The organism is Pseudomonas sp. TH06 (assembly GCF_016651305.1).
Taxonomy (GTDB): Bacteria; Pseudomonadota; Gammaproteobacteria; order Pseudomonadales; family Pseudomonadaceae; genus Aquipseudomonas.
The window spans coordinates 707,056-732,903 of the sequence record NZ_JAEKEC010000001.1; the positions used below are offsets into that span (position 1 = coordinate 707,056).

At 60.2% G+C, this 25,848-nt stretch carries 10 protein-coding genes and 1 pseudogene; 4 read left to right on the forward strand and 7 right to left on the reverse strand.

Annotated elements, in window-relative coordinates; translation table 11 throughout:
• The first annotated feature begins 4 nt into the window (after window positions 1-4).
• The 4 genes from purH (at window position 5) to JFT86_RS03240 (ending at window position 6,597) form a co-directional block, all read left to right on the forward strand.
• Window positions 5-1,612: a bifunctional phosphoribosylaminoimidazolecarboxamide formyltransferase/IMP cyclohydrolase gene (purH, locus tag JFT86_RS03225; RefSeq protein ID WP_103306129.1), complete on the forward strand. Its 1,608-nt coding sequence runs from the start codon at window positions 5-7 to the stop codon at window positions 1,610-1,612.
• 153 nt (window positions 1,613-1,765) lie between these two features.
• Complete coding sequence (gene purD, locus JFT86_RS03230) at window positions 1,766-3,061, forward strand: phosphoribosylamine--glycine ligase (RefSeq protein WP_201235692.1); 1,296 nt, start codon at window positions 1,766-1,768, stop codon at window positions 3,059-3,061.
• A 99-nt stretch (window positions 3,062-3,160) separates the two neighbouring features.
• Window positions 3,161-5,938, forward strand: coding sequence for a hybrid sensor histidine kinase/response regulator (locus JFT86_RS03235; RefSeq protein WP_201235693.1), 2,778 nt, complete (start codon window positions 3,161-3,163; stop codon window positions 5,936-5,938).
• Window positions 5,939-6,000: 62 nt separating this feature from the next.
• Window positions 6,001-6,597, forward strand: coding sequence for a MarC family protein (locus tag JFT86_RS03240; protein WP_187678526.1), 597 nt, complete (start codon window positions 6,001-6,003; stop codon window positions 6,595-6,597).
• Window positions 6,598-6,675: 78 nt separating this feature from the next.
• On the opposite strand, the gene JFT86_RS03245 is transcribed toward JFT86_RS03240, so the two are convergent.
• The 7 genes and pseudogenes from JFT86_RS03245 to cobG all read right to left on the reverse strand — a co-directional run bounded on the left by JFT86_RS03245 (window position 6,676) and on the right by cobG (window position 25,827).
• The gene (locus JFT86_RS03245; RefSeq protein ID WP_201235694.1) at window positions 6,676-13,734 is read right to left on the reverse strand and encodes a TcdA/TcdB pore-forming domain-containing protein; all 7,059 of its coding nucleotides are present in this window, start codon (window positions 13,732-13,734) and stop codon (window positions 6,676-6,678) included.
• Window positions 13,735-14,014: 280 nt separating this feature from the next.
• A complete protein-coding gene (locus JFT86_RS03250) occupies window positions 14,015-17,362 on the reverse strand; it encodes a TcdA/TcdB pore-forming domain-containing protein (RefSeq protein WP_201232172.1) in 3,348 nt (1,115 codons plus the stop codon).
• Between the two features lie 59 nt (window positions 17,363-17,421).
• Window positions 17,422-21,171, reverse strand: a pseudogene (locus JFT86_RS03255) (TcdA/TcdB catalytic glycosyltransferase domain-containing protein); the annotation flags it as partial.
• 307 nt (window positions 21,172-21,478) lie between these two features.
• Window positions 21,479-23,179, reverse strand: coding sequence for a precorrin-3B C(17)-methyltransferase (cobJ, locus tag JFT86_RS03260; protein WP_201235696.1), 1,701 nt, complete (start codon window positions 23,177-23,179; stop codon window positions 21,479-21,481).
• Window positions 23,179-23,910 carry a precorrin-2 C(20)-methyltransferase gene (locus tag JFT86_RS03265; RefSeq protein WP_201238547.1) on the reverse strand — a complete coding sequence of 244 codons (732 nt, stop codon included), beginning with the start codon at window positions 23,908-23,910 and terminating at the stop codon, window positions 23,179-23,181. The genes cobJ and JFT86_RS03265 overlap by 1 nt, the downstream gene beginning before the upstream one ends.
• Entirely contained in the window at window positions 23,910-24,536 is a 627-nt protein-coding gene (locus tag JFT86_RS03270; RefSeq protein WP_201235697.1) for a precorrin-8X methylmutase, read from the reverse strand. The genes JFT86_RS03265 and JFT86_RS03270 overlap by 1 nt, the downstream gene beginning before the upstream one ends.
• Window positions 24,529-25,827: a precorrin-3B synthase gene (cobG, locus tag JFT86_RS03275; protein WP_347340324.1), complete on the reverse strand. Its 1,299-nt coding sequence runs from the start codon at window positions 25,825-25,827 to the stop codon at window positions 24,529-24,531. The genes JFT86_RS03270 and cobG overlap by 8 nt, the downstream gene beginning before the upstream one ends.
• Between the last annotated feature and the right edge of the window lie 21 nt (window positions 25,828-25,848).

Consider the following 25,848-nt stretch of genomic DNA (forward strand, 5'->3'; position numbering starts at 1 on the left):
TGAGATGACCGACCAGACTACCCGCCTGCCGATCCGCCGCGCCTTGATCAGCGTTTCCGACAAGACCGGGATCCTCGAGTTCGCCAAGGAGCTTGAAGCTCTGGGCGTCGAGATCCTCTCCACCGGCGGAACGTTCAAGCTGCTGCGCGACAACGGCGTTGCCGCAGTGGAAGTCGCGGATTACACCGGTTTCGCCGAAATGATGGACGGTCGGGTGAAAACCCTGCACCCGAAAATCCACGGCGGCATCCTCGGTCGTCGCGGTATCGACGACGCAATCATGAACGAGCACGGCATCAAGCCGATCGATCTGGTTGCAGTCAACCTGTACCCGTTCGAAGCCACCATCAACAAGCCAGGCTGCGACCTGCCGACCGCCATCGAGAACATCGACATCGGCGGCCCGACCATGGTCCGTTCGGCAGCGAAGAACCATAAAGACGTGGCCATCGTGGTGAATGCCAGCGATTACGCCAACGTTCTGGAAAACCTCAAGGCCGGTGGCCTGACCTACGCTCAGCGTTTCGACCTGATGCTCAAGGCCTTCGAACACACCGCTGCCTACGACGGCATGATCGCCAACTACATGGGCACCGTGAACCAGGCCGCCGAAACCCTGAGCACCGAAGGTCGCAGCGAGTTCCCGCGCACCTTCAACAGCCAGTTCATCAAGGCGCAGGAAATGCGCTACGGCGAGAACCCGCACCAGAGCGCGGCGTTCTACGTTGAAGCCAAACCAGCCGAAGTCGGCATCGCCACCGCGACCCAACTGCAAGGCAAAGAACTGTCGTACAACAACGTGGCCGACACTGACGCCGCGCTGGAATGCGTGAAGAGCTTCGTCAAACCGGCCTGCGTGATCGTCAAGCACGCCAACCCGTGCGGCGTGGCTGTGAGCCCGGACGCCGAAGGCGGCATCCGTCAGGCCTACGAACTGGCCTACGCCACTGACACCGAATCGGCGTTCGGCGGCATCATCGCCTTCAACCGTGAACTGGATGCCGAGACCGCCAAGGCGATCGTTGAGCGTCAGTTCGTTGAAGTGATCATTGCCCCGTCCGTCAGCGAAGAAGCCCGCGCCATCGTTGCTGCCAAAGCCAACGTGCGCCTGCTGGCCTGTGGCGAGTGGTCGGCTGACCGTGCTGCCGCGTGGGACTACAAGCGTGTCAACGGTGGCCTGCTGGTGCAGAGCCGCGACATCGGCATGATCGGCAGCGAAGACCTGAAGGTCGTGACCAAGCGTGCCCCGACCGAGCAGGAAATCAACGACCTGATCTTCGCCTGGAAAGTCGCCAAGTACGTTAAGTCCAACGCCATCGTCTACGCCAAAAACCGTCAGACCATCGGTGTCGGCGCCGGCCAGATGAGCCGCGTAAACTCCGCACGTATTGCCGCGATCAAGGCTGAGCACGCCGGTCTGCAAGTCGCCGGTTCGGTGATGGCGTCGGATGCGTTCTTCCCGTTCCGCGACGGCCTCGACAACGCGGCCAAGGTCGGTATCACTGCAGTGATCCAGCCGGGCGGTTCGATGCGTGATGCTGAAGTGATTGCTGCTGCTGATGAGGCAGGGATTGCGATGGTCTTCACCGGCATGCGCCACTTCCGTCACTAAGTACACGATCCACTGTAGGAGTGAGCCTGCTCGCGATAGCAATTGTCAGTCAAAGCTGCAGTGACTGACACACCGCAATCGCGAGCAGGCTCACTCCTACAGAAAAGCGTCCCTGCGGCGCTCAACAGAATTAGCGTCATCCGAGGTTTTGAAATGAATGTTTTGATCATTGGCAGCGGTGGCCGTGAACACGCCCTGGCCTGGAAAGTGGCTCAGGATCCGCGTGTGCAGAAGGTTTTTGTCGCACCGGGCAATGCCGGTACTGCAATTGAAGCCAAGTGCGAGAACGTTGCCATCGACGTGCTGGCCCTTGAGCAACTGGCCGATTTTGCCGAGAAAAACGTTTCCCTGACCATCGTCGGCCCGGAAGTGCCGCTGGTCGCTGGCGTCGTTGATCTGTTCCGTTCCCGTGGCCTGGACTGCTTCGGTCCGACCGCCGGTGCCGCGCAGCTGGAAGGCTCGAAAGCCTTCACCAAGGATTTCCTTGCCCGCCACAAGATCCCGACCGCCGACTACCAGAACTTCACCGAGATCGAGCCGGCCCTGGCTTATCTGCGTGAAAAAGGCGCTCCGATCGTGATCAAGGCCGATGGCCTGGCTGCCGGTAAAGGCGTAATCGTCGCCATGACCCTGGCTGAAGCCGAAGACGCCGTGCGCGACATGCTCGCCGGCAACGCTTTCGGTGACGCCGGTTCGCGTGTGGTCATTGAGGAATTCCTCGACGGTGAAGAAGCCTCGTTCATCGTCATGGTCGACGGCAAAAACGTTCTGCCAATGGCCACCAGCCAGGATCACAAACGTGTTGGCGACGGCGACAGCGGTCCGAACACTGGCGGCATGGGTGCTTACTCCCCTGCCCCGGTGGTCACCGCCGACGTGCACCAACGCGTGATGGATCTGGTGATCTGGCCGACCGTGCGCGGCATGGCTGAAGAAGGCAACGTCTACACTGGCTTCCTCTACGCCGGACTGATGATCGACAAGGCCGGTAACCCGAAAGTCATCGAGTTCAACTGCCGTTTCGGTGATCCGGAAACCCAACCGGTGATGCTGCGTCTGCAATCGAGCCTGGTCCTGTTGGTTGAAGCCGCATTGGCACAAGCGCTGGACAAGGTTGAAGCGCAGTGGGATCCACGTCCGAGCGTCGGCATCGTGCTGGCCGCGGGTGGTTATCCGGGCGACTACGCCAAAGGTGCAGCGATCAACGGTCTGGACGCAGCGGCGAAGCTGGAAGGCAAAGTCTTCCACGCCGGCACTGCACTGAAGGACGGTCAGGTCGTCACCGCCGGTGGTCGCGTACTCTGCGCCACTGCAATGGGTGCAAGCGTCGGTGAAGCTCAGCAGCAAGCGTACAAGCTGGCAGCGGCCATCGACTGGGAAGGCTGCTTCTATCGCAAGGACATTGGCTACCGCGCCATTGCCCGTGAACGTGGCGAAACCCAGGAATAAGCTGCCCCTCAAGTCCGGCGAAGGATGCCCTTCCTCGCCGGGCTGTTCCGCCGCCGCGCATCGTTATATTCTGGCATCAACCTACGAAGGGATTTCGCCGTGCGCTGGCTCAGGATTGCCATAAGCTTCACCGTCACGCTGCTGACCTTGCTCTGCATGCTTCCGGCCCAGGCCGCGCAAGGCAGTGGCTGGTCGGTATTGCTTGATGATCAGGGCAATCTGCAACTGAGCGACATCCGCTCGGCTCGCTACACCAACCAATTCAGCCCCATCGACCTTGATCGCCTCACCGCGGCCGAGCCCGAGGGTGCCTTGTGGCTGCGTTTCCGGCTGGCGCCGGGCAAACACGAACAAGTGTTGCGCATCTTCGCCCCGGACCTGTCACACCTCAATCTTTACGTACTCGACGGCGACCAGTTGATCGAGCAACGCAACACCGGCACCGACCAGCCCCAGGCCGAACGGCCGTTGCCGAGCAGCGACTTCTTGCTGCCGCTGCCACAAAGCGACAAACCCCTCGACGTTTATCTGCGGATGGTTTCCGACCATCAGCTGCGTCCGCACATCACCCTGCAATCGGCGGTGATGAGCGCGGCCAACCATAATCAGACGCTGGTCTTCGGTTTGCTGTTCGGCTGTCTCGGCATGCTGCTGCTGCATAACCTGGTGCGCTATGCTTATTCGCGTTCGCGCAGCAGCCTGTGGCTGGCGGTGTGTGAAGGCCTGCTGGGCCTCAGTCTGTTGCTGTTGCTCAACCTCGCCGGCCCGTGGCTGCCGAACTGGCACGCGATCCAGACCCCGGGCGCCTATCTGGCCTTGCTGCTGACCGCTCCGGCCGGGTTGATGTTTGCCTTGCGCTTCTTCGCTCCGCTCGGCCCGCACCCGCTGAACAAACTGCTGCTGGGCGACATCCTGTTCATCGTGACCTGTAGCCTGCTGCTGTTGTTCGTCAACACCCTGCCACTGAACATCATCACTTACGCACTGGTGGCGCTGGCCGGCCTGAGCATGTTGCTGGTCGCCTCCTATCACTGGCAGAAAGGCTACCGTCCGGCGCGCCTGTTCGTGGCCGCGATGGTGGTGTTCAACATCGGTACGCTGATCATTCTTCCGGCGCTGCTGGGGCTGACGCTGGTCGCACCGCAAGGCCTGATCATGACGCTGATGGCATTCATCTGCGTCAGTGGCCTGCTGATGAGCATTGCCCTCGGCGAGCGCCAGCGCAGCATCACCGAAAGCCGTTTCAGCATCAGCCGCGACCTCGCCGCCAGCAACGCCGAGATCAATGCCAAAGCTGAATTCCTCGCCAAGATCAGCCATGAGATCCGCACGCCGATGAACGGTGTGCTGGGCATGACCGAACTGCTGCTGGGGACGCCGCTTTCGGTCAAGCAACGCGACTATGTGCAAACCATCCACAGCGCCGGCAACGAACTGCTGACCCTGATCAACGAGATTCTCGACATCTCCAAGCTCGAATCCGGGCAGATCGAACTCGACGACGTGCAGTTCGACCTCAACGCCTTGATCGACGATTGCCTGAGCATCTACCGCGCCAAGGCTGAACAACAGAACGTCGAGCTGATCAGTTTCATTCAGCCGCAAGTACCACGGGTGATTAGCGGCGACCCGACGCGTTTGCGCCAGACGCTGCTGAGCCTGCTGGAAAACGCCCTGAAGAAAACCGAAGAAGGCGAGGTGCTGATCGTGGTCGCCCTCGACGAGCGCAGCAGCAAACCGCGCCTGCGCATCGCCGTGCAGGACAGTGGCGCACCGATGGAGCAGGAAGAGCGCGATGCGCTGATGCACGCCGAACTGCACAGCAAGCACTTCCTCTCGGCCAATCGTCTGGGCGGCAATCTGGGGCTGGTGATCGCGCGGCAACTGATCCGCTTGATGCACGGTGAATTCGGCATCAAGAGTGGCGCCAATCAGGGCAGCACTTTGTGGCTGACCCTGCCGCTGGACCCCGACCGCCTCGAACATCCAACGTCCGATCTCGACAGTCCGCTGCAAGGCGCACGGGTGCTGGTGGTCGACGACAACGACACCTGTCGCAAAGTCCTCGTACAGCAATGCAGCGCCTGGGGTCTGAACGTCAGCGCCGTGCCATCGGGCAAGGAAGCGCTCGCGTTGCTGCGAACCAAGGCGCACCTGCGCGATTACTTCGATGTGGTCCTGCTCGATCAGAACATGCCCGGCATGACCGGCATGCAGCTGGCGGCCAAGATCAAGGAAGACCCGAGCCTGAACCACGACATTCTGCTGATCATGCTCACCGGCATCAGCAACGCGCCGAGCAAGATCATTGCGCGCAATTCGGGGATCAAACGCATCCTTGCCAAACCGGTGGCCGGCTACACCCTCAAGACCACCCTGGCGGACGAACTCAACCAGCGCAACAAGGGCCAGGTAGTGTTTCAGCCGCAAGTGGTCACCCCGGCCACAGCAGCGAAAGTGCCCAGTGACTTCCGCATCCTCGTCGCCGAAGACAATACGATTTCCACCAAAGTGATTCGCGGCATGCTCGGCAAGCTCAACCTGCAACCGGATACCGCCAGCAACGGCGAAGAAGCGCTGCAAGCGATGAAAGCCCAGCGTTACGATCTGGTGTTGATGGATTGCGAAATGCCGGTGCTTGATGGTTTCTCCGCGACCCAGCAATTGCGTGCGTGGGAAGTCAGCAACCAACGGATCCGCACGCCGATTGTCGCGCTGACAGCGCACATCCTCGCCGAACACAAGGAACGCGCGCGGCAAGCGGGGATGGATGGGCACATGTCCAAACCCGTCGAACTGTCGCAGTTGCGCGAGTTGGTCGAACACTGGGTTGCCCAGCGTGATCAGCAGAACCGGGCCACCACACAACCGTCCTGAGCCGACAGACTCTTTGGCGCCTGATAGACTCCCTCGACTTCCCTCGCCAGTGAGCTTGCCCAATGCTCCACGTGTTATTCAGCGTTTACCTGAAGATGCTGGTGCTCTACAGCCCGTTCTTCGTGTTGTCCTGCTTTATCAGCCTGACCCGGGGTTATTCGCGCAAGGAACAACGTCGCCTGGCGTGGAAAGTGGCCATCGCCACCCTGGTCTCCAGCGTCCTGCTGTATCTGTTCGGGCGGGTGATTTTCGATGTGTTCGGCATCACGGTGGATGCCTTCCGGATTGGCGCCGGCAGCGTGCTGTTCATCTCGGCACTGGGCATGGCCCAAGGCAAGTCGGTGGTGCAGAGCGACAACGTCCAGCAGGACGTGACCATCGTGCCGCTGACCATTCCGCTGACCGTCGGCCCCGGCACCATCGGTGCACTGCTGGTGATGGGGGTGAGCCAGCCACACTGGGACGACAAACTCACGGCGATCATGAGTATTGCCCTGGCCAGCTTCACGGTCGGCGTGGTGCTGTATCTGTCGAACCGCATCGAGCGGATTCTCGGCGATCAGGGCTTGCAGATCGTCAGCCGTCTGATGGGCTTGTTTGTCTGCGCCCTGGCGGCGCAAATCATCTTCACCGGGGTCAAGGGTTATCTGGTGCCCTGAGCCGTGACGCCTTGGCAATGACCGCACAGCAAAACGCCGCGAACGCTATCGTTCGCGGCGTTTTGCTGTCGGCCTGACTTAATCGACGCTCGCTGGCTCTGCCATCAGCGCCCGCAACGTCACGTTTTTCGTGCGCACGTTGCCGGCCTGCAAGCGCTGCACCCAGGTCGATATGGCATGGGATTGGCGGTTTTTGAATGCGAGGAAGACCTCGCCGCGCAACGTCACGTCAGCGCCACAGACATCACGGAAGATCAGGCTGTGTTCACTGTCCGGGTCAACGATCAGCAAATGATCCTCAATGATCTCGAACAGCAGTTTTTCCGGCGTATCAAAATCCCAGATCAACTTGCCCGGCACCGCCGGCACTTCACCCAGCGCATGACGGCAATCGATGATCAGCGAGTCGAGCCGCAACCAGGCGGCCTTCGACAGCTTGCAGGTAACATTGCCCTGCCCCAGCCGCAGCACCATCGTCCTGACGTCATCGGGAATCAGCGGCAGCAAATCGTCCAGCCTGTTCTGCCCCTCCACGGTCACCACGTCGGCATTGCGATGCAGGTAGTCGAACGGTCCGAGACTGTGCATGCCCGGATAAACCTGCACCGTGCCGTCCCGGGGCTCGTGCAGCAACACCTTGGTGGGCGCCTCTCTCTGTGGCGGGTTTTGCGTGCCGAACAGTGCGAAGTCAGTGGGCAGGGTTTTACCGCTTATGCGCAGCAGCCTGGCGCTTTGCGCGTCATACCATTGCAGGCTCTCAGGCAAGGACTCCACGGCGACAAAATCTTCGTGATCAACGTCGCTCAACAAGGCTTGCAGTCGCTCGACCAGAGGGCCGTCCTGCGCCGTCACCCAGTGCTGATTGACCGCGCAGGCCACCTCTGGCTGCTGATAGCGCAGTTGCAGCGACACGCCATCGCGTGTTGTGCCATATAACCCGGAGCCCTCAACACGCACTTCAGCAAATTGCCAGTCGGCCCACTCCTGGCCTGGAATCGGCAGTGCGTCCGTCTGCAACAGCTGCAAGCCGTTGCCGAAGGCGCGGTCAAGGTTCTGCGGTTCAATCAGTTCCTGGATCCAGATTGCCCCACTGGACAGGTCGAACAACCAACCGGCCTTGTTATCCGGCGTCACCCCCAGCAGACGTACTTCCTTGTCGCGCCCCAGGTCACACAACAGCAGACGGTCTTTGACAAACCAGGCATTGAGATTGCCGTCACCGGCGAAGTTGCGTAACCCGACAATCGCGAAACTGTCGACGGGATAGCGTTTGGCGACCGACGCCAGCGCCAGCCACCATTGCGAGCGATTCTTCAGCCATTGCTCACCGAGGCCGCCCAGCTGCAAATCGCCCTGGGCATTCAGATTAAAGAAGCGTCCGATGTCATCGAGTACCAGATACCCGCCCTCGACGGCCACCACCTGCGTCAGCCCTTCGGGCTCGATCCAGCGGGTCGACCATTGCGCCTGGCCTTGCAGAATGGTTCGCTGCTGGCGGCAAAGGGTCTGGTCGATTCGGTTGTAGACGAAGAACACATCAGCGTCGTCTGGCATCGGCATCAGCAGCAGATCGTTGAGGTTCCTGATCGAGTCTTTCCAGCCGCGGGCATGGCGAGCCAGCGGCTGTGGGTGGATCAGCAGTCGATCCGCGCTGCGCACCCATACCATGTCGCGCTTGTCTGCAGCGAATGCCCAACTGACCGAAACATAGGCCGCCGGCTGCCAGTCCACGACTGTGAACCCTTCCTTCTCAGGTAGCACGGGCGCGGCCAGATACTGGCCGAGCAGCAATGACCAGTCGGCCAGCGTATCGCTGGCAAACACGACGGCCTGCAACTCGCGATGCAGGTCGTAAATCACCGAACTGAGCAGCAACTGACCGTCATGGATCAGATAACTCAACTCGCGTGGACCATCGACGCCGCTGATCGTTTGCACAAAATGAACCACGCCGTGGGCATCGGCCTGGAACTTGCCAATCGTGCTGTCGCCGTCACCCAACAGTAATCGGTATCGATACTTGAGCAGGCCGCTGAGCGCATCCACTTGCCAGATGTCGTAGCTGTCCGGCACGCAGAAATACGCATAGCCACCGGCGACCAGCGCCAGCTGCGCCTCCTCGGTATCCCCGACGTCCTCGGTGCGGATGTACAGGAAGCGCTCTTCGTGGGCGTCATACCAGGCGGTAACTCGACGGGGCTGCTGCGGTGATTCGAACGGGATCAGCCAGTCATGAACCGGCGTGTAGGGCAGCAACAGACGATGCTCGCTAGCCAACGCTTTGTAATGCTGGAGCAACGCCTGCTCATCGAGTCCGGCGGGTGCACTCTCTTCGAGGATGTCCAACTGACGCTTGACCTGATCAACGTGGAACAGTTGCTGACTGGCCGTGCGGATCAGCACGGCATGAGCCCCATGACCGGACAATTTCACGTGAACATCGCCGATGTACAACTCACCTCGCTCGACGCGGATATCCGCTTCGCCGGCCCAGCCCGCCTCCAGCACCCAACGGCAACTTTTAAGACTCGGCGACTGCAACTCGACGCTGGCACCACGATTGAGCACCAGCGTGCAGGAGGCGCCGGCGCTGGAAATCCTGTACGAGACCTTGCCTTTCCAGACGCTTGGCAGCGACGGCACCACCAACGTGCGCTCGACCGCGTCCAGCTGCACCTCAAGCGTCGTTTCGCGGTAATCGGCAAACAGTCGCTGCACGATGTAATCGGAAGGAAACGAATAAAACGAAAAGCGGAACAGCCATGTACCGTCCGCCTGAATTTTTTCCAGACGCCGGGCCGTATCGAATCCTTTGTCGTGGCGCCAGTTGGCAAACGGCAACGCCTTGTACTCATAGCCGTAGCAAGTCTGCGGTGTGCACGGCAGTACGATGGTCTGCTCGGCGGATGGCGTAAATGCGATCTCTCCCGGCAAGTGCAGCTGCTGGCGGATATCAATCGCCCGGGCGTAGTCGACGTCATAGTCCGGTACGCCGAAGTGATCACGTAGCGGGTACAGCTTCGGGCTGTCGAGCTGCAATTTGCCGTTGCTCAGATCGATGCGTTTGACCAACAGTGAAGGCTGCACGGTCCAGACACCCAGGGTGGCATCGAAGCGGTAGCCGACCCCGCGATAAGCCTGTTCCAGATCAGCGAAAAATTTACCGACGGCCTGCGCATCGCGAGCAATGCCGGCGAAACCCTGGGCGAGTGCCGCGACACCGACGGCAAGGCCACCCACAATCACCCCGACGCCACCGAGCACCGCCGCAGCAGTCGAGGCACCGGTCAATGCCGCAGCAACCCCCGTACCCGTCAATGCCAGGCTGGCAGAGTCAAACGCCAATTGGGTGCCGAACTGGGCCTTTTCCACATCGTCCTGAGCGGTCGCCAACTGATAGATATCAAAGCCGACGTTGGCCAGCCCCAGCACAGCGCCGACACCTTCATTGGCGGCGTGGCCCAACGCTTCGCTGACCACGGGCGCCACGGTGCGAGCGATGACCTTTTCTTCATTGAGGGCCGTGCGCACCAAGCGGATCAGCCCGACCACGTCGACCACGTTGCCATGCACCAACTGTGCATAGTTGACGTATGCGTGCAGACGCACGGCAGTGGTCAGCGTGCGCCCCTCGCCTTCGCGGCTGCGCAACGCGTTCATCAACGCCTGAATGGTGAAGCCGGCGTTGAGCGTATGAACGCTGCCGGCCTCGGTCGGATCGACCACACCCGCAGTCGACTGTGGTTTGCGCGCCAGAGTGGAAAACTGCTCGGCCAACCATGTCTTTATCCGCAGCAGCCGGTGGTCTTCGCTGAGCACTTCAACCACGTGTTCAGGCTTCGCCGGATCGATCAGGCTCAATTGATACTTGCCTTCGGCCGTGACCTCAAGCGTGTCGAACAACGGCACCAGGGTGGTTGCCGAAGGGTGCAGCTCTTGCAGGGCCGTCGTCGCCTCAGCCATTTGCTGGCCCCACCAATGGCTGTCCAGCCCCAGCAGGCTTCGCCCCAGATGCGCGTTTTCGACCAGTGACCGACCATGGGCGCTGTTCAAACGCTGGCGCAGCTTTTGTGCCGGTTGTCCCGGCAATGGGTCCGCCGTCAGCACTTTGGCCACTTCATACCCGGCCGACAGCGGCAAGGCGGCGACCCGTTCACCGTCCAGTTCGATCAGATCGAACGTCGGCCGGGTACTGGCACCGTACGCGGCATAGTATTTCGCCATGCCCATCTTCAGGAAAAAATGCTCAAGCGCCGTCTTGAACATGATGGGGTCGGTGAACTCGAAGACGCCGAAGTTAGGGTCATAAAAGTGATAGGTGCTGACCTTGTCCACCACCGTTTTTGCCACCAGCATCGAATGATTGTCAGAGTTGAGCATCAGCGTACGGGTGGTCGCGTGGTTCTCCAGCGCAGTGGTGATCTGCGCCAGATCACCCCGGCTCAAGGACGTGCCGACCTCGCCCAGTGGCGTGCCACGCATTTCTTCCAACGCTTCTACAAAGGCAATCGAATCACTCTGTTGCGGCTCGAGAATGGCCAGATAACAGCGTTCGCGCAGACGATGGGATGCCTTCTGGCCCTGGGTCAGGGCGGCGCTCATCATCAACGCCAAGGGGAAGCAGCGCCCGCCGATGGTCTCGCCGAGACCGTTGCGCATCAAATCCTGCGGTACCGGCTGGACGCTGCTGGCATTCATCTGAGCAAAGACCTGATCCACCTGTTCACCGATCTGCAAGCGATGCTCGAGGGTGGCGACCTGCTGAATCTGCGCCACATAGCGGCCCCACTGCTGCAGGGTATGCGCTTTCGTCAGCGCCCCCTTCTTCAGCTCCAGCGCACTGGTCGATGGCGTTGAAGCGTCGATGAAGTCAGCGGCCAGACCGTGAAGAAAGGCAGAATCCTTGCGTTGATAAAGATGTCGCTCGATGGCCGCGTAACGACTCGATGCGCCGAGGTCGCGAACACCGTTGGCGAGGTTATCCAGAGCACCGCTGAATGTCGCGAAGTTCTGGTTATGCAGTGAGTCCATCCCCAGCAACGCACCCAGCGCCAGGCGCTGCAACGGGGTGGTCTGGACAATGTCCAGTTCTCCATGCCCCAGCCCGGCCAGCACTTCGTCCAGCCCCAATGTCTGGACTTTTGCATCGCCGGGAAACACCGGAGGCCGTGCACTGGCAGCCTGCTGCTTGATCGACTGACGATCAGCGAAGCTCAGCGGCAGTGGTTGCTCAAAGGTGATTGCACCGTTATGCCCTTCGCGCATCGCGTTGACGAAAGGCTCTCCGAGTCCGTCGACCAGACGCTGCAAGACATCGGTGAGCAATACCGAGCGCCCTTCGATCAAGGGCCAGCCGTGTTCGAACTCGAGGGTCGAGCCCTTGAGCAATTCGCCGAGAGCACCGTTGTAGCGGGTCGCGTAATCGCCGGCGCTCCAGCTTTTCTTCTCCTGCTCCAGCCAGTCCGCCTCGTTCTCCGCGTTGTCTTTCCAGGAGTGATCCTGCTCCTCTTCGGTGGACCGGTTGACCGAGGCATAACGGCCAATGGTCGACTCTTTGTTGATCATGGCGGTCTGCGAATCGCTGAAATGCACCATGGCGTAATCGGCCATACCATCAATGACCGCACCGGGTCCGGTGAGATAAATGGTGCCCTCGCTGCCAGGACGCACGCCATCACTGAAGTAAGACCCGGCGGAAAATGCCAGATATCTTGCAGGAATCTCCTGCATATCCGGCAGTGCGTCCAGTGAACCGTAGTGTTTCTCCAGAATAGACTCGGCCAGCTTCCACCTGGCCTCACTATCGGACAATGCAATACCGCGTTGCGTAGCCAACAGCATCGTTGCATCGATCAGTTGATAGTTGAACCGAATCCGTTGCAGAACCGTTTGTAACGTGGCGGAACCGGCGTGAGCCATCAGGAACGCGTTGGTGATCTTCTGGCCTTCGGATACGGCACGCAGCATGAAGGGGCGGGCCTGCAAATCGGTCGGCGCCTGAAACACCTGACTCAGTGCAGGAGAACTTTTCGCGAATGCACGTAGCGCCGGCAAATGCTCTGGCGGAATGCGCGTCAGGTGATCTTCGGAGTTTTTACGCCCCGGCATCCAGCCAGGGTTTTCATTCAGCAACAACTGCAAGACGCCAAGGCGCGCACTCGGCTCCATTGCCTGCACATCGACACCGCCCATGTGTTCCACCAAGGGCGGCAGGTTATCGACATCGGCATAACTGCCGCTCTCGGCGTACAGCGCTTCAAGACGAACGACGTCGGAGGCTGCCGCCAGATTGCCGCGCAAGCGCATTTCACGCTGGTAGATATCCTGAAGTTGCAACGGTACTTCGCGCGCGTCCAGATCACGCAAATTGAAGCCGGCCTTGGCCATCTCCTGCAGGCTGATGCGATTGCGTTCACGGAGAGCTTCGAGCCCGTCGGGATCCTGGCCATAGGCGCGAACCAGTAAATCGATTCGCGCGTCATCGGCCGTACCGCCGTTCGCAACCGCGGCATTGATGTGGGCATACATTTGTTGCTTCAGAACAATCGCCCGTGCCTCGTACTGGTCAGCCAACTCTGTTGGTGTGAGATCGCGCCCGGCGACTTGAGCCAAGGCATCGGCCTTGGCGGCCTCAACGATCAGCTTGTTGGTTTGATGCGCCAGCAACCCATCGCCGTCGTACCAGAGATTGAGGGTGTAACCGTGCTCTGCCAGCACCTGTTTCCAGATATTGAGGTAATCGCGCTGAATGGCGCCGAGGCCGCCACCCAGCCAGGCAAAATGCAGGATTTTGGGTACAGCGGTCGCCTCGGTTTTAAGCAAGGCAATGCCCGATTGAATGCGCGATTCGAACCCTTGCACCTTGTCGTAGATTTGTCCCGCCGCCGAGGACACCGGGGTTTCGTCATCGCGGCGGACGCGCCCCTTGCCGAGCATTTGTTCTAGCGTCTGCCGGAACAACCCCAACGGTTCCGGCAATTGCGAAGAGTCTGCTGCTGCCACGCAAGCGAAGTAATAACGCAACATCGCCTCATAATTTTTGTTGCCTTTATGAACGGCTAATGCCGCTTCAAGGTCCGCCAACTTGAAAAGTTTTACGAACTCAACCTCGTGATTAACGCCTTCAACATTTCGCATACCATCTACCTCGTCAGAGAAACTCGAGAGGCCACGCTAACGATTGAAAACAGCAAACTCAAACCGCAAGAAATTCAATTGTTTTCGGCTTTCTGAAAAATCAGAAACAGCAAAATAAAGTAACTTGCATAATATAGAACCTTATATTTCATTCAGGCACCAACACCACTTCAACCTCAATAAACACTGAGCACTTGCACACACTAACTCATCATTAAAAAACAAAAAAGGCCGTGAACCCATTGTTCACGACCTTGTATTTTAAGTTTGCCTCGATATGTCAGATCTTGTTATTCAAGAGTGCCTCCAGCGTGGCAACCCCATTATTGCGCCGTTTCTGTTCCAAGGCATTCAACCAATGTTCGAGCAAAAACCTTTCGTACCGGCCATCAACATTGATGCTTATTTGCACTGGCGCCCCCGATTTGCCGTCTTCGGGTTTGACGTCACGTACAATCAGCGTGTGCGCGTTGTCCGGATCGCTGAACAGCAAGTGCCCTTCGACCAGCGACACCAGCAGACTTCGGCTGTTGGCAATGTCCAGAACCAGCGTACCGATGACCGACTCCGCAGCGTCCTCTGGCTGTCGGGTATCAAGCACAATGCAGTCCAGCCGCTGCCAGGCTGCATCCGAGATCCGATAGGTCGATGCCTGCGCACCAAAGCTCAGTACCAACTTGTCGACGCCGTCCGGCAGCAGCGCCATGACATCACCGACCACGCCGTTCATTTCCAGGGTCATCACCTCTTTTTCACGCTGGGCATAGCTGTTGCCAATCCACATTTCAGGCGTCGCGCCACGGCTGAAGATCAGATCGTCCGTCGGGTCGAAGAGCATCGCCACCGATTCGTTGCGCGTCCCCAGAAACACCGCCCATTGGCCATCCGAACGCCCGGCGACATCGAACAGACGATCCAGCTGCGGCACATAGTAGGTGTGGCGTTTGCCGACGTTTTCCACGGTCAGTACCGGCGCATGGCGCTGGCCCTGCAGGAGTATTTTCAAGCGTATCCGCAACTGCGCCGAGTTCTGCCCCGGACGATGCGACCACTGATTTTTCACACCGAGAATAAGCCCAGGCTGTTGATCCAGCAGTTGCAGATTCACCCCTTCGCGGCTGCGCCCGAGCAGGCCCTGTCCTTGGGCCGTCACCTCGGCAAACGTCCATTGCGCCCAGACCTTCTGTGCCACTGGCAAACGTTCGGGATGCCGCAGTTGCGCGCCGACAAACGCCGAATGCAAGGCATCGATCCGGATTAGCGTCTGGCGGTAGAGTTGCCCGGCCGAAACATCGAGCAGCCAGGCGGCTTGTTGATCAGGGGTCAGCCCCAGCAGCGACAGTTCCTTGCCGTGTCCGATGTCCGCGAGCAGAAGCCGCTCACCCACGCACCAGGCCGCGAGCAAGCCACTGCCAGACACATTGCGCAAACCGATGATCGGAAACGGCGCTTCTTGCGGGGTCTTCATCAGCGCGGGAAGTGCCACCAGCCAGTCCGGGTGACGGGTGAGCCAGCGCTGGCCGACACCAACGAATTTCAGCGAGGCATCGCTGCCGACTTCGAACAGTCGTCCATCCGATCGGGTGGCAATGTAACGACCGCCAAGCGAAGCGACGTCAACGACATCCGTCTCAAGCATTTCATCGATAAAGCCGCCAGGATCGTTCGGATCGCCCGCACTGCGAATCAGCGCTGTCAGGTGCTTGTCGAAAAACAGCTGGCTTGATGCGTCGGGCTGATCCCACATCAGCAGAGTTCGCTCGGCCGATCCGCTGTCATCGCGAAAGAACGCGTTGTCGTGCAAACGAATCCACACCGAATACTGGAACTCGCTGAACAGATGCACACGCCCGTTTATAAACGGAGTGGGTTTCCACGGGCTGATCGATGCCGCCATGGCGGGTGTTCCGTCATCGAAGGCTTGCTCTGGCTGCAAGCGCTCGATCCACAGGCTCCAGTCCTCTTCGTCATTGGCAAACAACCGATCGTGGCGCCAGGTTTCCCATGTGTTGATGCAGACGAGTGTCAGTGTCTGCGCAGCGATCACATAATCCATGGTCATGTTGGCGCCGAACGTCGTCCCTTTATTGATGTGTTGCGTGACCCGCAGCTGCCCGTCCGCAGCTTGCTCGACACTGCTGATCGATGAGCCGCCATCCGCGTTCATCAGCCGATAGCGGTGATTGACCGTACCGGTGACGGTGTCGACCCGCCAGATTGTTGGATAGTCAGGGTGGTAGAACCAGGCGTTTTGGCCGCTGACGCCGCCGAGTAGAAGGCCTTCGTTGACCGCCTCCGGCAGATCCCGGGCATACAGCACCCGATCATTCGCGGTGTCGAAGTAAGCCGTGGTGAACACCGGTTGTGCTGCCGGGGTAAAAGGCACCTTGAACTTGTAAAGAGGAAGGTAGGCTGCGGCCAAACGCTGCGCCTTGGCCAGTTGGCGGATCCGCGCCAGGGCTTTCGGCAGGCTGCCACGGTCTTCAAGGGTCACCCCAAAGGTACCTTTGGCTGGCTGCACGCTGTTGTCCTCGACCGTGATGGATAGCAGGCTCAAGCGCTTGCGTGGGCGATCAACCTGAAACAGCTCGCCCCCGGCCAGACTGAGAAAGTCCACACGGCCGTCCAGCCGTATGCCATCGATCAGCAAAGAATCGCCCTCAAAGCGAATCTGCGTGTCTTTGACCCACGGTGCGTTGACCGCCCATTGACCGGGCCCCGCCACCTTCAGTGCAACGGTCACCAGCCCCGGGGTCAGCCATAACTGAGACACCCCGGTCGAACGGGCCGTGATTTCGTAACTGATGAATGTTTGCCATTCCGGTGGCAGTTGCGGCACCACCAACTGGCGAACCAGTGCATCCAGCGTCACGACAATTGTGGTCGGTTGGCAGACCGGCGTGAGCTTGTAAAGAATGTGCGGAATCGGCGTATTGGCAAAGAAGTAGAAACGCCGGTTGCCCTGTTTGTCGAATTCCAGCTTGTCCACGGTGCTGTTACGCAAATGGGGGTACTGGGTTTCGATACGCGGGTTCAACAAGTTCTGGATCAACACGCCGGGGGAAATAATCGATAACAGATCCGGCGAGCTGATCTCACTCGACGTCAGCGGCTCGCGCTGCAACTCTCCAGCGCTAGGCTGGTATGGGTAGCCGGCTGTGCCAACCTGATACTCATAAGCGTAAAAGCAGGCCGGTGTGCAGGGCAGAACCACGGTGTGCAGTTCATCGGGCACGGGGCGGATCAGGCCAATGACCTGCGGCAACTCCAGCGCCTCACGGATATTGATCGCCTGGTCCAGCCGTTGCGGACGTGGGTCGATCTGCGGCAGTTCGAGACCGCCGCGAACCATCGGGTAGAACTTCTGGCTGTCGAAGCGAATCTGATTGCTGCGCAAGTCGAGGTGGGTGATCACGGCTTCTGGCTCGAAAGTCAGCACGCCATCCTTGCGCGTGTAGGCGCCTTGCCCGTAAGCGTCCTGAATCTTGCGCAGATGCGCGCCCACGGCCTGAGCCTTGTCGCTGATCTGCCCGAGGTTGCTGGCGATAGCCGTCGCCCCAATGCCGATTCCCAGCAACGGCACCGCCAGAAACGACGCCGCGGCGCCTGCGGTTCCACCGGCGGCCAAGGCGAAAACATCCAGCCCCAATGCCGCGACATCAAACGCCAGTTGCGTGCCAGTCGCGAGCGCTGCTCCTGGTTTTGCGCGACGCTCAGTCCATAGATGTCGAAACCGATATTGACCAGGGAAAATCCAAACCCGGCCACCGTCGACGCACGCCCCAACAGCCGTCCGGACAGTGACGACTGACGCAGCGCCAGCGCCTGCTCACTCGCCGCCACCTGCCGCACGAGGCTGACGATCTGTGCCGCGTCGCTCAAGACGCCATAGCCCAACTGGGCATAGTTGACGTAGACCTGCACTTGCAAGGCGATCGACAAGGCCGGTACTTGCGCGTCACCGGCCAGGTAATCGCGATGACGCATTTCCGTGATCAGGGTCTGGATCGCAAAGGCAAAACTCAGACGACTGCCGCCGTCGGCTTCGTTCGCGCCGCTGTCCCTGCCGGCCAGTGTTTTTACCAGACGCTGCAGGTGCTGCTTGATCTTGCTGAAGCGCACATCGGCGGTGATGACCTTGAGGGCGTTTTTCGGCTCGTGCGCGTCAACCAGCGTCAACGAATAACCTGCTCCGGGGGTTTTCTCGACAGTCTCCAGCAAGGGCAGGTATTCACGACCCAGTTTGTACTCGTTGCGCAAACGCACAGTGGCCTGGTCGAGTGCCTGCGCCCAGTAGCGAGCATCGAGTTGCGCAAGGCTGGCGCCCATACGTGAGTTTTCACCCAGCGAGCGCGTGCGCCCGACGGCCTGTCTTTCCCAGACCGACACGCCTTGAGCATCGGCAATCACGCCGTTTTGCAGAAAACGACCGACTTGCACGTTCGACGACAGCACCTTGTTGGCGATCCTCTCGGCATTCAACTCGGTCACGTTGAACTGCGCCGTGGCGAGCTCACCCAGACCATAAAGTCTGGCCATCGCGCCGTCGCCAGCGCTCAAGTAGCGCTCCATGCCCAGTTGCAGTTCGCGTACCCCGGCAAAACCGAAGATCGCGAAGTTGGGATCATAAAAGCGATAAACAATCTCGCCCCTGAGCAGAACCTTCGCCAGCAACAGCGCATGATCACCGGTATTGAGCAGCAGTATCGCCGGTGCGGTTTGCGCTTCCAGTGTCTGCACGATACTGTCCAGCCCATGCATGCCCTGCGGTGTGCCGACCTCGCTGGTGGCGACTTCATGCAATTCATCCAGTGCCAGCAGCAATGCCCGCGAATCGGCGTCGTCCGGCGACAGGCCGGCATTGGCCACCCGACCGATCAGCGCACGCTCGGCCGACTCACTCAGCCCCAATGCCGAGGCCATCAACAACGCCAACGGATAGCAGCGTCGACCCGGGTCGCCGTCTGTACGCATCAGCAGATCCTGCGGCATCTGCCGCGCAGACACCGCGCCAGCCTTGAAAAATACGTCACGCACCTGGCCGCTGCGCTGGAGGATTTGCGTGTGATATTCGCGTTGCGCCGTGCTGTTTATCTGGCCGATACGCTCGTGCCACTGGGTCAGCGTCAGCGCTTCATTCAACGCGAGCACCTTGAGCTCTTGCGCGGTGTGCGTGTCAGGTTGAGCAAGGCGCGCAACGCCGGTTGCGAGTACCGGTGCCTGCCGCTGATGCAAGGCGGCTTCGATGGCGCGGTAACGGGCGAATACGCCAGCCTCTGTGGTGTCCCGGGCGATATTCGACACCTCCTGCCACACCCTGGCGAAGCCCTCGGCGTCCAGACTCGTGGCGCCGAACACGCCCCCCAGCATGACGCGCAACAAGGGGCTCAGGTGCTCGACACCCAGCGAGCCATGAGCAACGCGGGTGAACAGTTCGTTGAGGTTGCTGGTGGACTCGGCGCCCAGCGAAATCGGGAGGGCGCTGGCAGTTTGCGCAAGGATTTGCTGACGGCTGTCAAAGCCTATGGAAAACGCTTTATCGAAGCTGATGTCACCGCTCAGTTTGTCCTTCATCGCGCGGATGAATGGTTCACCCAGATCGTCCATCAGTTGTTGCAGCACCGCCGTCAACAATACCGGCTTGCCTTCGATCACCGGCCAGCCTTGTTTGAAGGTCAGGGTCTGTCCCTTGAGCAGGTCATCGACACTGCCGACATAACGGGATTTGAGTTTGCCGGTTTGCCACTTTTCCTGTTCTTTGGCCAGCCATTGCTCGGGATCACCGTTGACCGTCCAGCCGGTGATGTTTTCTTCCTCTGTGGATAAGTTAAAGCCTTCAGTCAATTTGAGTTCTTTGCGAACGGCTTCCCACTGATCAAGCAATAGATGCGTTTCGGTGTACTTACCGACGCCTGCACTCGCCGCAGACGGCCCGGTCAGTACAATCGTGCCGCGCGCTTCAGGGCGAATCCCGTCCGAGTAATATTGCCGAATCGCGACATCCAGAAGCCCCATGTAGCGCATGTCGGCATGGGAAAGTGTGATGCCTTGCGCGCCCCTTTCATTCAATACCGTATCGATGACTTCCCCCAGTCGACGAACATCTCCCCAATCAGCACCTGCTGCAACCATCCGGTGATCAACCTCATTGAGGCAGTCATAGTTGAACCGGATGACTTCCATAATGGACCGGGTCATGCCCGCGCCGGGATGCGCCAGCATATGAGCGTTCATTTCCCCTCTTGAAGGATCGCTGTACGCCGTACCCAATCGAATTGCGCCTTGGGGAACCCGACTGGCTGGCGGGGCAACGAATATGTCGTGAAGAGCGGGCTTGCTGCGTGCAAACGCGGTTAATGCCTCTGCATGACCTTCGGGAATGCTGCCTGTTTCGTTCTTGTAACGAAGTGGATCCCGCCCTGGCATCAACCCTGGGTTGTGATCCAGCAGCTGTTTCAATACCCAGAGTCGTTCGTTTGGATGGAAGCCTCTTATATCGACGCCGCCCAACTTCTCGGCCAGCGGCGGCAAGTAATCCATGTCGCTGTAACGCCCGCCCTCCAGATACTCGGCCTGCAATCGCACGACATCACTGGCCGCCGCGAAATTGCCGCGCATGGCAACTTCACGCTGATAGACATCCTGCAAAAAGTGCCCGGCAAACTCGTGGCGAGCGTCACGCAAACGCAGGTCCGGCCCGACCATGTTCAGGTGCGTGTCCAGACACTGCTGGCGAAAGGCTTCGAGCGTTGCGCGATCCTTGCCGTAGGCGCGCACCATCAGGTCAATCCGCGCTTCGTCCGCCCTCCCGGCCCACTGTGGCTGGTTGAGATACACAAACATCTGGTGCTTGAGGACGCGGGCGCGGTCTTCGATCATTTGCGCCAGAGCACTGGGCTTCGTGACGCGATCGCCCCCGGACTCCATCGCATGCACCCTGGCGCTGTCGAGAATGACCCGGTTCATCTCGAAGGCCAGCAGCGCATCACTGTCGTACCAGAGGTTGAACGTGTAATCCTGAGGTTTCAGCACTTCGCGCCAGATGTTCATGTAGTCGCGCTGATTGACGCCGACTTCACTGCCACCCACCCAAACGAAATGCATGATGTTCGGCACCGGTGAACTGGCCCCGGACAACAGCGCTACCGTATTGGTCAACCGCGAAACATAGTGTTCCAGCCGTGTGCTGATGCGATCGATCGAGGCTGACGCCGGCGTTTTGCGGTTACGCCGTATTGATGTCATTACTTCTTGAAAGAGCTTTGTCGCCAACAGCTTTTCATCCGGCTCGACCGCTGCGATGGATGACTGGTAGTGCTGGACAAGTGCATCGTATTCCATCGAGCTCGCAGACTTCTTCACCGCCCTGGTTATCTCTGCAAACTCTTCTGGTGAAATGAACTCGGGGTGCTCTGTCTGACTTTCGTAGTTTCCCATCACTTTCCGTCCTTGAATGAATAAACAGCCATGCGCTTTGGCGGAAAGTTATTGCGCATAGACCACGTATTCAAACGTGAAGAGATTCAAGTGATGACCTTCGAAACATCAGCCGACATTCAAACTGTGCCGTCGAATACTCCGGCGACAATTGCGCCCGATGGGTGCCTGTCGCATAAACGCAAAAGGCCGCGAACCCAGAGGTTCGCGGCCTTGTTATTTACAGCAATTGTTAACACCAGAAGTCTTGACCAGATCTCACCGCAATCGAAGTTGCTTACAAATGCACGGCAGCGGTGAGCAGCGGTCAGGTATTCGGCTTGTCTGGGTACCAGCGAGGCGTATACACCCAGTCACCCCCCGTCGCCCGAGGGAACGTGCAGGTGGTGGACGAGCCAATCAGCACCATCGTGCGCATGTCCACTTGATCCGGGGTCAACGCGCCCAGTGTGGTGGTCCGCAAGGTTTGCCCTGGCCGGCCGATGTCACGCCCCAGCACGACTGGAGTTTCAGGGGTGCGATGCTGCGCGACAATTTCCAACGCCCGGCCCAGTTGCCATGGGCGGGCGCGGGAGATCGGGTTGTAGAACGCCAGCGCCAGATCCGCCTCGGCAGCCAGATCCAGACGCTTTTCGATGATCGACCACGGCTTGAGGTTGTCCGACAGCGACATCACGCAGAAGTCGTGACCCAGCGGTGCCCCGGCCTGCGCGGCGGTAGCCAGCGAGGCCGAGACGCCCGGGAGGATTTCCAGATCGACGCTGTGCCATGCTGGATCATCCGATTCGTGCAGCGCTTCGAGCACCGCCGCCGCCATGGCGAACACGCCCGGGTCACCGGACGACACGACAATCACCGAACGGCCCTGAGCGGCCAATCTGAAGGCGTGGCGGGCGCGTTGCATTTCTTCGCGGTTGTCGGTGCAGTGCTGCACTTGATCATCGCGAAACGGGCCGGCCATGCGCACGTAGGTTTCGTAGCCGAGCACGTCGGTGGCGCGAACCAGTTCGGCTTTCACCACCGGCACCATCAATTCGGCCGCGCCGGGGCCGAGGCCGATCACGGCCAGACGCCCGCGTGGACGACCGACTTTCTCGACGTCCAGTGGCTGTTCGGTGATCGCGATTGCCATGGCATTTACCAGCACGACTTTCGCCTCTGGCACCGCAGCAATCGCCAGTGCCTCAATGCCTTCTTGTGCCGTGACAAAGCGTAACGGCACAGCCAGTTCGAGGGCTGCTTCACGCAGATTCGCCGCAGCCATTTCAGTATCAGCCGCCACCAGACAGGCCAGCGCCGGCACCGCGACGTTCGCCTGTTGCAACGCTGCGCGAACGGCATTCGGCAGGTCAACCACTGTGCTGCTCACCGCCACCGCGACACTGCGCGGATAGATTAACAACTCATTGGCACTCGCTGCTCGCTCGACACTGCCGACATGAATCGAGCGCTGCGCCTGCGGATCTTCCGGCAATTGCGCTTGCTCCAGCCACGGCGCCGCACCTTCGATACGTACGCTGTGCCCGGCCAGCAGATCGGAAACAAAGCGCTTGCCCAGTTCCAGATCCGCCAGTGCGTAGCCGCTCGGTGGATTGAGCAGGCAGGTGCCAAAACGCAATTCGCCACTGGTGGTGATCGCCGCGGCAACTTGCAGCCCTGCTGCGATTTCCCGGGCCATGACATTCACGCCACCGAGGCCACCGAGCAGTGGCACCACGGCGCTGCCGTCTTCGGCAACGGCCAGTACCGGTGGTTCGGCGCCTTTCTCCAGCAGCAGCGGCGCCAGTGTCCGAATGACAATCCCGGCAGCACACATGGCAATGATCGGCGTGTCCTGCTGATACAGCTCACGCAGGGTCGCGCCGAATTCCTGATAAGTGCAGTCGGCGCCCTCAACCCGTCCGGCGAGGCCGTGGATCTGCGCGGCCGGATACACCTGCTGAATGCGGCGGGCGGTGGCCAGGCTGCCCTGACCGAGAATGACGATGGCGGGGGTGGTTGGAGTCATCAACCTTGCCACCGTTCGCCGGGCACGATGATCAACGAGAAGTACGGTGAGGACATCGGCTCGACCTGATCCATCGGCACGATCTTCTGATTGGCCATGGTCGCGCGTTCGACGTACAGCGCACGCTCGGCCAGACCGAGTTCTTCCAACACCTGACGGACCTTGGGAAAATTACGCCCCAGCTTCATGATCACCGCGGCGTCGGCATCAGCCAGACGACGTTTCAATTCGTCGTGGGGCAACACGCCGGAGAGTACCGACAGGCTCTGATTGCGATACACCAGCGGCGCGCCCAGCACCGAAGCGCCACCGAGCATCGAGCACACACCCGGCACCACTTGCGCTTCGTAGCGGGTGGCCAGGCGATCATGCAGGTACATGTAGGAACCGTAGAAGAACGGATCACCCTCACAGATCACCGCGACGTCACGACCGGCATCCAGATGCGCGGCCACGGTCTCGGCGGCTTCGTCGTAGAAATCGCTGATGACCTGCTCATAGGAAAGCGGTGCCGGCAAAACTTCGGTGGTCACCGGGTACACCAGCGGCAGCAGGTTTTGCGCGTCCTGCAGGTGCGCTTCGATGATGCCGAAGGCGTTGCCCTTTTTACCCTTGGCGACGAAGTACGCCACCACTGGAGATTCGCGCAGCAGGCGCAGAGCCTTGACGGTAATCAGTTCCGGATCACCGGGGCCGACGCCCAGGCCAATCAAACGTCCTTTTGCCTGCATCATTCGATCTCCGTGGCGAGAGCGTTGACCGCTGCGGCGGCCATGGCGCTGCCGCCGAGCCGACCTTGCATGATCACAAACGGTACGCCGCGACTGTCAGCCGCCAGCGCGGCTTTCGATTCGGCGGCGCCAACGAAGCCCACCGGAAAGCCGAGGATCAGCGCCGGTTTCGGTGCGCCGGCGTCGAGCATTTCCAGCAGATAGAACAGCGCGGTCGGCGCGTTGCCGATCACCACGACGCTGCCTGCCAGATGCGGGCGCCAGAGTTCCAGTGCGGCAGCGGAGCGGGTGTTGCCCAACTCGCGGGCCAACTCCGGCACGCTGTCGTCACGCAAGGTGCAGATCACTTGGTTGTTCGCCGGCAGACGTGCACGGGTGACGCCTTCTGAGACCATTCGCGCATCACAGAGGATCGGTGCACCGGCGGCCAGCGCAGCGCGCCCGGCCTTGCCCGCACCGTCAGAGAATTGCAGACCGTCAACGGCTTCGACCATGCCGCAGGCATGGATCACCCGCACCGCGAGCTTTTCCAGGTCGGCCGGGATGCGCGCCAGATTGGCCTCGCTGCGAATGATCGCGAAGGAGTTGCGATAGATCTCCTGACCGTCGCGGATGTAATCAAGCATCTAGGGGGCTCCGGGAGCGGGCGGCGAGCAGGGTCGCGGCCGCTTCAATAGTAAGATTGCGTGCGTGCAACGCGCCGAAACCTGGCTGCGTTGCATCGCGAAAATAGAGGTCGTAGTGACCGGGACTGACGGCCAGCAACGTCGCCGGGGCACAGTGAGCGGCAGCGCAGGAGCGCGTGCAACCGGACAGGTGCACGCTCTGCGCCTGGGGCAACAGCGTCGCCAGCAACCGGGCATCGTGCTTGGTGTCGGCCAGACCTTTGCCACAGCCAGCGGAACCGGTGCAGGCGATCATTCTCGACAGACGCTCAGCGGCCTCGGCCAGCAGATTCAATCGTTTAAGGCCTTCGATCACCTGCGTTGCATCAGCCGCTGCCACGTTCGGCAGCAACAGGCTCTGCCACGGCGTGAAACGCAGACTGCCGTCGCCAAACTGGCGGGCCAGTCGAGCGGCACCGCGCAGCATGATCGGGTCAAGGCGACCGAGTGGCGGTACTGCGCCGACGTAGACAAGGTTGCCCGCGTTTTGTGGTTGAGCGCCAATATGCAGATCGTCGGTTACCGGGGTGCGCTGCCAGCCGTTGATCGCTTTGATCGGCAGGCGTGCCCTGAGCTGTTCAAGAAACGCCAGCATCGGCAATTCATCAAGCACATGACGCATCCGCGTCTGCTCAGGTCGAGCCAGATCCAGAAACAGCTCCAGCACCGCCACCACCAGCGCATGAGCATTTTCCAGCGTCACCGCGCCGACCGCCCGATCCGTCGGGCATCCGGCCAGACCGAACGCGAGCAACGTTTCGCCGTCGCGTTCGAAAGCCGACAACCACAGATCATGCGGATGTTCGAGCATCGCCAACGCTTCACCGCCATCCAGTTGCACAGCGAACTTGGCGCTCAACTCGGGGAAACGTGGATGGCTTTGCAGCGTGTCGAGAATCTGCTCGGCGAGTGCGCGGGTGTCGAAGCGCATCTGCCGGTCAATCCCGGCGGTGGGGCTAAGCATGAGGTTGCGCACATCGTCGCCCGCTGCTGTTCGTGGGCCGAGCCCGGCCGCGAGCAGATTGTCGATCAGCGCGCTGCTTTGCTCGCCGATCCCGCGAATTTGCAGGTTGGCGCGGTTGGTCGCTTCGATCACACCGCCGGCGAATTGCTCGGCGGCATTGGCCACCGCGTCCGCCTGGTCGGCGCTGATGGAGCCGCCATTGAGTTTGATCCGGCAGATGCCACCGTCCAAGGCCTGGACAATACGCAGCAACCCCGGGCAAGCCGAGGGGCGTAAAGCGGTGGATATCGGGCGTTCGTTCAAGGGGTT